General features: G+C 74.2%; 8 protein-coding genes. 5 read left to right on the top strand and 3 right to left on the bottom strand.

Features of this window, described 5'->3' with window-relative positions:
- Positions 1-1098, bottom strand: a 1098-nt coding sequence (locus OZN99_RS21930; protein WP_270937385.1) for a class I SAM-dependent methyltransferase, incomplete at its 3' end; no start/stop codon positions are given.
- An 82-nt stretch (positions 1099-1180) separates the two neighbouring features.
- Here OZN99_RS21930 and OZN99_RS21925 point away from each other — a divergent pair.
- The 4 genes from OZN99_RS21925 to OZN99_RS21910 are packed head-to-tail and all read left to right on the top strand — an operon-like array spanning position 1181 to position 4667.
- On the top strand, positions 1181-1714 hold the full coding sequence (locus OZN99_RS21925; RefSeq protein WP_270937384.1) for an invasion associated locus B family protein: 534 nt from the start codon (positions 1181-1183) through the stop codon (positions 1712-1714).
- Positions 1711-2892, top strand: a complete 1182-nt coding sequence (rlmN, locus tag OZN99_RS21920) for a 23S rRNA (adenine(2503)-C(2))-methyltransferase RlmN (protein WP_270937383.1) — start codon at positions 1711-1713, stop codon at positions 2890-2892. The genes OZN99_RS21925 and rlmN overlap by 4 nt, the downstream gene beginning before the upstream one ends.
- Positions 2889-3488 carry an MOSC domain-containing protein gene (locus OZN99_RS21915; RefSeq protein ID WP_270937382.1) on the top strand — a complete coding sequence of 200 codons (600 nt, stop codon included), beginning with the start codon at positions 2889-2891 and terminating at the stop codon, positions 3486-3488. The genes rlmN and OZN99_RS21915 overlap by 4 nt, the downstream gene beginning before the upstream one ends.
- A 3-nt stretch (positions 3489-3491) precedes the next feature.
- Positions 3492-4667 carry an MFS transporter gene (locus OZN99_RS21910; protein ID WP_270937381.1) on the top strand — a complete coding sequence of 392 codons (1176 nt, stop codon included), beginning with the start codon at positions 3492-3494 and terminating at the stop codon, positions 4665-4667.
- Here the strand turns inward: OZN99_RS21910 and OZN99_RS21905 are convergent.
- On the bottom strand, positions 4627-5649 hold the full coding sequence (locus OZN99_RS21905) for an NAD(P)-dependent oxidoreductase (protein ID WP_270937380.1): 1023 nt from the start codon (positions 5647-5649) through the stop codon (positions 4627-4629). The genes OZN99_RS21910 and OZN99_RS21905 overlap by 41 nt on opposite strands.
- Positions 5650-5689: 40 nt before the next feature.
- On the opposite strand from OZN99_RS21905, the gene OZN99_RS21900 reads away from it, so the two are divergent.
- Positions 5690-6538 carry an amidohydrolase family protein gene (locus OZN99_RS21900; protein WP_270937379.1) on the top strand — a complete coding sequence of 283 codons (849 nt, stop codon included), beginning with the start codon at positions 5690-5692 and terminating at the stop codon, positions 6536-6538.
- Here the strand turns inward: OZN99_RS21900 and OZN99_RS21895 are convergent.
- On the bottom strand, positions 6528-6851 hold the full coding sequence (locus tag OZN99_RS21895; protein WP_270937378.1) for a hypothetical protein: 324 nt from the start codon (positions 6849-6851) through the stop codon (positions 6528-6530). The two genes, OZN99_RS21900 and OZN99_RS21895, sit on opposite strands and share 11 nt — an antisense overlap.
- Positions 6852-6996 lie beyond the last annotated feature (145 nt).

Below are 6996 nucleotides of genomic sequence, written 5' to 3'. Positions count from 1 at the left end.
CGCCAGCAGGGCCGGCGCCAGGCGCGGCAGCGGCACCATGGCGCGCAGACCGTCCCAGGCCACGGGCAGCACGCCGTCCGCGCGCAGCGCCTTGGCCAGCGCCGCGCCGTCGAGCTCGCGCAGCACCGGCACCGCGGCGTCGTCCTCCCAGGGTGGCGGCGCCACCTTGTCGTCGGCGCGCACGCAGTAGGCGATGTGGATGCCCATGTTGCCGCAGATCGCCTCTGCCAGGGCGGCGCGCTGCACGGCATCCAGCTGCGCGGTGCGGGCGCGCAGCCGCGGGTCGGCCAGCCAGGTGTCCGGGTCGTAGCGCAGCGGCTCCACCAGGGTCGCGATGCGCAGCCCCGCGCCGGCCACCAGCGCGGCCAGCTGCGGCACGGTGAAGGCCACGTCGCGCGGGTTCAGCAGAAGGTCGTACAGCCCGGCATCGCCGCCCTTGATGTGGTCCTCGATCCAGGGGTTCTTCCGGAGCCAGGCGGTTTCCGGCACCTGCTTCCACAGCCGCCGGGCGACCTCGACGCGCTGCGGCGGCGGATCGTCGGTGGGTGCGAGGAGCCGCAGGGCATCCTGCAGCATGTACACGCCGGTGCGGCCATGCGGCGCGTAGACCATCAGCCCGATCCCACCGCCGGAGGCCAGGACGGAGACCAGCGCCGCCAGCCCCGCCGCCGGGTCCGGCAGGTGGTGCAGCACGCCGCAGCAATCGATGTAGTCGAAGGGCCCGAGGCCCGATCGCGGCAGATCCAGGATCGAGCCTTCCTCGAAGCGGATGTTGTCCAGCTTCCGGGTTGCGGCCCGCGCGGTGGCGACCTTGCGCGCATGGGCCGAGCGGTCCAGCCAGGTCACGCTCCCCGGCCTGCCGGCCCAGGCCATCTGCTGGGCCAGCATGAGCGTCCCGTCGCCGGAGCCGCCCCCGGCCACCAGCGCCTTCAGCGGCAGGCTCGCCGGGCGGCGGGCGCCGAACACCCAATGGTCCACCTCGCGCAGATGCGACGGACTGCCGACGACCAGGCGCTTCGCCTCGTCCCGCGGGTCGCGGGCGGGGTAGGGATAGGCCTCGTACTGGGCGGCCAGCTGGGCGTCGGTGGGATCGGGCATGGCGTCGCGTGCATAGGCGCGCGGCGCGGGGCGCGGAAGCCGGCCGGTTGTCCCCGGGGGGTCCGCGCCGTATCTAGCGCGCATGCCCCGCAACCGCTTCCTTGCCGCCGGCGCCGTGCTGGCCGCCGCGCTGCTGGCGCTTCCTGCCCTCGCCCAGCCCCAGCGCGCCCAGGGCCCCCAGCGGCTGGGCGCGCATGGCGAATGGACCGCGGCGACGCATGAGGAGAACGGCCAGAAGGTTTGCTACGCCTTCGCCCGGGCCGCCCGCAGCGACGGCGCGCCGCCGAACCGGGGCGCCGTCACCCTGACCGTCGCGCACCGCGCCATCGGTCGCGACCAGGTGGCTGTCTCGGTCGGCGCCCCGCTGCCGCGCGGCGCGGAGGCGGTGATGACCATCGGCAACGCCGAGTTCCGTTCCTACGGCACGGTCCAGTCCAGCGCCTTCTTCCAGAGCGGCGCGCAGCTGATCGGCGCCTTCCGCAACGGCCGCGAGGCGGTGGTGCGCAGCCCCGGCGCGGGCGGCCGCGGCACCGTCACCGACACCTTCTCCCTGTCCGGCTTCAGCGCGGCCTATGACGCCATCTCCCGCGAATGCCCGGCGAGGCCGGCGCGATGAGCGACGCGTCCGACCTCACCTCAACCGAGCGGGAGCGGATCCTCGCTAAGGCCGCGCTGTTCGCGCCGCCGCCGGCGACGCTGCCTGACGGCCGCCGCGACCTGGTCGGCCTTTCGCGCGAGGAGCTGGAGGCGGAGATGGTGGCGATCGGCGAGAAGCCGTTCCGCGCCCGCCAGCTCTGGCACTGGATCTACCACCAGGGCGAGACCGACTTCGCGCGGATGCCGACGATCGCGAAGCCGATGCAGGCGAAGCTCGCGGAACGCTTCGTCGTCGGCCGGCCCGAAGCCGCGACGGTCCAGACCAGCGAGGACACGACCCGCAAGTTCCTGTTCCGCTTCCGCGACGGCCAGCAGGTCGAGACGGTCTACATCCCCGACCTGCACGAGGACCGCGGCGCGGTCTGCATCTCCACCCAGGTGGGCTGCACCCTCTCCTGCCGGTTCTGCCACACCGGCACGCAGAAACTGGTGCGCAACCTCGGCGCCGCCGAGATCGTCGGCCAGTTCATGGCCGCGCGCGACAGCTACGGCGAATGGCCCAGTCCGAAGGACGGCACGCCGCGGCTGCTGTCCAACATCGTCGTCATGGGCATGGGCGAGCCGCTCTACAACTACGAGAACACGGCCAAGGCGCTGCGCATCATCATGGACAACGAGGGCATCGGCCTGTCGCGCCGACGCATCACGCTGTCCACCTCCGGCGTCGTGCCGATGATGGACCGCTGCGGCGAGGAGCTGAACGTCAACCTCGCCGTCAGCCTGCACGCGGTGACGGACGAGCTGCGCGACGAGATCGTGCCGCTGAACCGCAAGTATCCGATCGCCGAGCTGATCGCCGCCTGCCGCCGCTATCCGGGTGCGAGCAATGCGCGCCGCATCACCTTCGAATACGTCATGCTGCGGGGCGTGAACGACAGCGAGGCCGAGGCGCGGGAACTGGTGCGCCTGATCAAGGGCATCCCCGCCAAGGTGAACCTGATCCCCTTCAACCCCTGGCCCGGCAGCCCCTATCTCACCAGCAAGCCCGACCAGGTGCGCCGCTTCGCCGAGATCGTCAGCGGCGCCGGCTACTCCAGCCCGATCCGCCGCCCGCGCGGCCGCGACATCCTGGCGGCCTGCGGCCAGCTGAAGACCGAGAGCGAACGGGCGAAGCGTGGCAAGGCCGACGCGGCGTGAGCGCGCCCGTCGTGCGCGCCGCGCACGCTGCATCTATCGTGCGCGCCGCGCACGCGGCACCTATCGTGGACGCCGTGGCGCTGAGCCCGGCACACGGCTTCAGCAAGCCGACACAGCCCCGCATCCGCCTGATCGCCGGCCTCGGCGTGGAAGGCGATGCGCATTGCGGTGTCACGGTGAAGCACCGCTCGCGCGTCGCGCGCGACCCGACGCAGCCCAACCTGCGCCAGCTCCACCTGATCCATGCCGAGCTGTTCGAGGAGCTGGCCGCGTCCGGCTTCCGCGTCGCGCCGGGCGCGCTGGGGGAGAATGTCACGACACGCGGCCTCGACCTGCTCGGCCTTCCGCGCGGCGCGCGCCTCCGGCTCGGCCCTGACGCCGTGGTCGAGGTCATCGGGCTGCGCAACCCGTGCCACCAGCTCGACGGCTTCCAGCAGGGCCTGATGGCCGCCACGCTGGATCGCGACGCCGAAGGACGGCTGGTCCGCAAGGCTGGCGTCATGGCGGTGGTGCTGGCCGCCGGCGAGGTCGCGCCCGGCGACGCCATCGTCGTCGAGCTGCCGCCGGGACCGCATCTCCGCCTCGAGCCGGTCTGACGGGTGCCGTCGATCTCCCCGCCGATCTGGCTGATGGCGCTGGCCGCCTTCACCATCGGCTGCGGCATGCGGATCCTCGACCCGCTTCTGCCGATGCTGGCGCGCGACTTCGGCGTCGGACTCGGCGCGGTGGCACCGCTGATCGGCGGCTTCGCGTTGGCCTACGGGCTCGGGCAGATCGCGTCCGGACCGCTCGGCGACGCGCTGGGCAAGCTGCGCGTCGGCGCCATCTCGCTCGCGCTCTACGCCGTCACGCTGCTCGCCGCGACGCTCGCCTTCGACCTGGGCACGCTGCTCGGCGTGCGCGTGCTCTCGGGGCTGACGGCGGCGGCGACCATTCCGCTCTTCATGGCGCATATCGCCGACAAGGTGCCCTACGAGCACCGCCAGGCCGCCATCGGCCGGTTCCTCACGGGCATGGTGATGGCGAACCTGCTGGCCGGACCGATTTCCGGCGTGGTGGGCGAACTTGCGGGCTGGCGCGCGTCATTCCTGGTGCTCGGGGCGCTCAGCGCGGCGATCGCGCTGCTGTTCGCGGTGCTGCTGGGGCCGGGCTGGCGTGCCGGCGGGCAGGGCGCGGGCGGCGCCGGGCTGGGCGGCTTCGTCAAGATCCTGGCGCGGCCCGCCGGGCGGCGGCTGATGCTGGCGGCGGCGGGTGACGGGCTGCTGCTGTTCGGCGGCGCGATCCCCTTCGTCGCCTCGCTGCTGATCGAGCGCTTCGGCCTCTCCGCCGCCGAGGCCGGGCTGGTCGTCGCCGGCTTCGGCCTTGGCGCGCTGGTCTATACCCGTGCCGCGCCCTGGCTGGTGCGCCGCTTCGGGGAGCGCGGGCTGGTGCGCTGGGGCGGCCTCGGGATCGCCACCATGCTGGCCGTCATCGGGCTGGCGCCGGCCTGGTGGATGGTGGCCGCGGCGCAGGCAGTGCTGGGCCTGCTGTTCTTCATGCTGCACGGCGTGCTGCAGGCCCGCGCGACGGAGGCGCTGCCGGAAGCGCGCGGCACCGCCGTGGCGTTCTTCGCCATGTCGCTCTTCTTCGGCCAGAGCCTCGGCGCGGTGATCTTCGGCACGCTGATCGCGGAAGCCGGCTTCGCCGCTGGCTTCCTGCTGGCCGCTGGCGGCGTCGTCGGGCTGGCCTTCGCGATCACCGCGCGGGTGCTGCCTCCGGCGACCCCGTCTGGTTGATGCCGAGCCGCGCGAGGCGCGTCGCCGCCTCCGGGTTCAGCGCGCCGTCCGGCGCCCGCGCCGCGGCCAGGGCGGCGACCTGGCGCACCGTGTCCATCGCCTGGTGTTCCGCCGCCTCCGGCGTCAGCCCGCCGATATGCGGCGTCGCCACCACGTCGGGCCGCGCGGCGAGGGCAGGATGCGGCCACTGGTCGGGCGCGCTGCCGACATCCATCGCCGCAGCGGCCACCTGCCCGCTGTCCAGCGCCGCCGCCAGCGCCGCCTCGTCCACCAGCTGCCCGCGCGAGAGGTTCACCAGCAGCACGCCGCGCTTCATTGCGCCGAGCGTCCCGGCGTTCACGATGTGCCGCGTGGACTCGTTCGCGACCGCCAGCGGCATCACCACGTCGCTCTCGGCCAGCAGCCGGTCGAGCGTGACGGCCTCCGCCCCCTCGATGACGGCATGCGGATCGTGGGCCAGCACGCGCATGCGCATCGCCGCGGCGATCTGCGCCACGCGCTGCGCGATGCGCCCGTAGCCGATCAGCCCCAGCGTGCGGCCGGCGAGCTGCCGACCCATGCGCGGCACCGGCACGCGCCCGGCGTGGAAGTCGGCCGCGAAGCCGGAGACGCCGCGCGCCAGGTCCACCATCATCCCGATGGCGAGCTCCGCCACGCTGTCCACGAAGCCCGGCGTCGCCTGCGTCACCAGCACGCCCGCGCGCGACGCCGCCGGGATGTCGATGGTGGAGACGTCCACCGCCACGCGCAGGAAGGCGACCAGGTCGGGCGCGGCGGCGAAGGTCTCGGCCGTGCCGGGTGTGGCGCGGTCCGCGACGATGGCCTGGCAGCCCGCGGCTGCCTCCGCCAGCGCCGCGCCGGAGAGCGTGGCGGTGCCCTCATGCGTCACCACCTCCGCCACCTGGCGCAGCGCGGCCAGCGCCCGGTCGCCATAGTAGTTGGCGCGCATCTCGGGGGTATGCGCCAGGAATACGCGCAGCATGGCCTCGTCTCCTCCACCTTCGCCGGCTAGCCTAGCGGCCATGGAGAGCGACGCCATTCCCTTCACCGCCGGCACGGCGCGGCCGCGCATCGCGGTGCCGCCCGGCGCGGTGGACTGCCACCACCACGTCTACGACCCCGCCTTCCCGGTGACGGCCGGCGCGAAGACGCACGCCGAGGCCACGCTCGCCGACCATGCCCGGCTGCTGGCGAGGCTCGGCGTGGAGCGGCACGTCCTGGTGCAGCCTTCCACCTACGGCTTCGACAACGCGCTGCACCTGCGCGCCCTGGCGGAAGCCGAGCCGCGCGCCCGCATGGTCGCCGTGGTGGCGCCCGACACGCCGGTTGCGGAACTGCGCGCCATGGCCGCGCAGGGCGTCGTCGGCGCGCGGGCGAACATCATCTCCGCGGTGCTGCTGGCGCCGGCCGATGTCGCGCCGCTGGCGCGCCTCCTCGCGGAGGTCGGCTGGCACCTGCAGGTGTTCATGACGGCAGACACGATCGCGTCCCTCGGCACCGTGCTGCGCGCCGCGCCCTGCGACGTGGTGTTCGACCATTTCGCGCAGCTGCCGCTGCGGGACTGGGCGCGGCACCCGGCCTGGGGCGTGGTGATGGACCTGCTGCAGGCGGGCCGGGGCTGGGTGAAGCTCTCCTCGCCCTACAGCCTGGACCAGGATGACCCGCTGGCGGTGCGCGACCTGGCCCGCGCGCTGGTCGCGGCGGCGCCGGAGCGCCTGGTCTGGGGCACCAACTGGCCGCACCCCAACGCCACCCGCATGCCTGACGACGCCGCCCTGCTGGATGCCCTGGCCGAATGGGCGCCGGACGAGGTGACGCGGCGGGCGATCCTGGTGGACAACCCGGCGCGGCTCTACCGTTTCAGCCCGTAACCAGCCGGGCGAGCAACAGCCCCGCGAGCCCGGCCAGCAGCGCCGGCAGCAGCCGCCCTCCGAACAGCCGCCAGCCCAGCGCGCCGGCCGCCACCCCGGCCAGCCGCGCCGGCCAGGGTACCGTCGCCAGCAGCCCCGTCGGCACCGCGATGGCCAGCACCACGAAGGCCGCGAGCGTCGCGAGGGAGACCGCCGAGGCCCAGGCGATGAAGGGGTGGTCGGGGCGCAGCGCCCCGCCCAGCAGCAGCCCCGCCCCGCGCAGCCCCAGCATCGCCAGCACCGTCAGCAGCAGCGCGAGGTCCGTCGCACTCATCGTCGCGCGGCCCTCTGCGAAGCGTGACGTTGCCACAGGAAGGCGGCGGTCCCGCCAGCCAGCCCGGCCGCGAGCAGCCCCCAGGCCGGGCCCAGCCACAGCGCCAGCGGCGCCGCCGCCGCGCCGCCGATCACCGCCCCGCGCA

The sequence above is a fragment of the Falsiroseomonas oryzae genome, from assembly GCF_027856955.1.
In the GTDB taxonomy this organism is placed as follows: Bacteria; Pseudomonadota; Alphaproteobacteria; order Acetobacterales; family Acetobacteraceae; genus Falsiroseomonas; species Falsiroseomonas oryzae.
This window is presented reverse-complemented; position numbering and strand designations above follow the sequence as displayed.

Bases quoted from the DNA above. Each gene is read 5' to 3' on its own strand.
- OZN99_RS21905 (WP_270937380.1), bottom strand. From the start codon at position 5,649: ATGCTGCGCGTATTCCTGGCGCATACCCCCGAGATGCGCGCCAACTAC.
- OZN99_RS21900 (WP_270937379.1), top strand. From the start codon at position 5,690: ATGGAGAGCGACGCCATTCCCTTCACCGCCGGCACGGCGCGGCCGCGC.
- rlmN (WP_270937383.1), top strand. From the start codon at position 1,711: ATGAGCGACGCGTCCGACCTCACCTCAACCGAGCGGGAGCGGATCCTC.
- OZN99_RS21925 (WP_270937384.1), top strand. From the start codon at position 1,181: ATGCCCCGCAACCGCTTCCTTGCCGCCGGCGCCGTGCTGGCCGCCGCG.
- OZN99_RS21895 (WP_270937378.1), bottom strand. From the start codon at position 6,851: ATGAGTGCGACGGACCTCGCGCTGCTGCTGACGGTGCTGGCGATGCTG.